Below are 1854 nucleotides of genomic sequence, written 5' to 3' on the forward strand. Positions count from 1 at the left end.
GCCTGGATCGCGCGGCGCAGCATCTTGCCGCTGCGGGTCTTGGGCAAGGCTGAAACGAAGTGCACGCGTGACGGTCGGGCGACAGCCCCCAAATCGCCATCCACGCGCTTCATGATCTCGCCTTCGAGCTTCATGGCCGCCGCCTTGTCGGCCAGCACGTTCGCATCCTTGGGCACAGCAAAAGCCATGGCGACCTGGCCCTTGAGCTGATCGGCCACGCCGATCACCGCCACCTCGGCGACGCCGGCATGGCCTGAAATGCTTTCTTCAATCTCGCGCGTGCCCAGGCGGTGGCCTGCGACATTGATGACGTCGTCGGTGCGGCCCAGGATGAAGTAGTAACCGTCTTCGTCGCGTATGCCCCAGTCGAAAGTGCTGTAGACCTGCTTGCCGGGCACGCTCTTCCAGTAGGTGTTGACGAAGCGCGCGTCGTCCTTCCAGATGGTTTGCATGAAGCCGGGCGGCGTCGGGCCTTCAATGACGACCACGCCTTTTTCATGGGGTTGCGTCAGCTCTTCGCCGGTGGACTCGTGCAGGATCTTGACCTTGTAGCCGTACATGGGCACGCCGGGGCTGCCGAACTTGCTGGCCTTCTTTTCAACGCCGTTGGCAATCGTGATGATGGGCCAGCCGGATTCGGTCTGCCAGTAGTTGTCGATGATGGGCACGTTCAGGCCTTCGCTGATCCAGCGGGCTGTCGGCTCATCGAGCGGTTCGCCGGCCAGGAAGAAGGCACGCAGGCTTGAGAGGTCGTGTTTTTTGAGCAGGGCCGGGTCCTGCTTTTTGAGTACGCGCACCGCGGTGGGCGCGCTGAACATGCCGGTGACCTTGTACTTTTCCACCAGGCTCCACCAGATGGCGCCGTTGGGTTGCTTGTCCATGCCTTGCGTGGGCAGGCCTTCATACATGATGGTGGCCATGCCGGCAATCAGCGGGCCGTAGATGATGTAGCTGTGGCCTACGACCCAGCCGATGTCGCTGGTCGAAAAGTAGGTTTCGCCCGCGCGGCCGTCAAAGATGTGCTTCATGCTGGCGGCCAGCGCCACGGCATAACCGCCGGTGTCGCGCTGCACGCCCTTGGGCTTGCCGGTGGTTCCGCTGGTGTAGATGGTGTAGCTGATGGCGGCGGAGTCCAGCCACACGCAGTGCACCAGCGCGTGCATGTACTTGGCGCGCAAGGTCTCCCAATGCAAATCGCGCCCGGCCACGATGGACATGGGCGCCAGGCCGCGGTCAACCAGCAGCACGGCTTCAGGCTGGTGTTTTGACAGGCGAATGGCTTCGTCGAGCAGCGGCTTGTACGCCACCACCTTGCCGCCGCGCGAGCCGGCGTCGGCGCTGATGATCACGCGCGGCGTGGCGTCGTCGATGCGCGAAGCCAGTGAGCCGCTGGCAAAGCCGCCGAACACCACGCAGTGGATGGCGCCTATGCGCGCGCAGGCCAGCATGGCAAAGGCGGCCTCGGCAATCATGGGCATGTAGATGAGCACGCGGTCGCCCTTGACCACGCCCATGGCCAGCAGGCTGGCGGCCATGCGCTGCACCTCGGCGTGCAGCTCGGCGAAGGTATAGGTTTTTTCAATACCGGTTTCGCTGGAGACATAAATCAGCGCGGGCTGGTCTGGCCGGTCTTTCAGGTGCCGGTCTACCGCGTTGTGGCACAGGTTGGTTTGCCCGCCCTCAAACCACTGGGCAAACGGCGGATTGTCGTCGTTGCAGACGCGGGTGAAGGGCTTGTGCCAGTCGATCAGTTGGGCCTGCTCGGTCCAGAAGGCCTCGGGCTGGTCGATGGACTGGCGATAAAAGTCTGCGTAGCTCGTCATGTCTCGTCTCCGTTTTTGCTTTTTGAATTCA

General features: G+C 62.8%; 1 protein-coding gene. It reads right to left on the reverse strand.

Features of this window, described 5'->3' with window-relative positions; genetic code table 11:
- Nucleotides 1-1823: propionate--CoA ligase (locus tag AC1DWI_RS21370; RefSeq protein ID WP_477725697.1), on the reverse strand; the 1823-nt coding region annotated here is incomplete at its 3' end.
- Nucleotides 1824-1854 lie beyond the last annotated feature (31 nt).

This window comes from Polaromonas sp. P3_C2, from assembly GCF_056402675.1.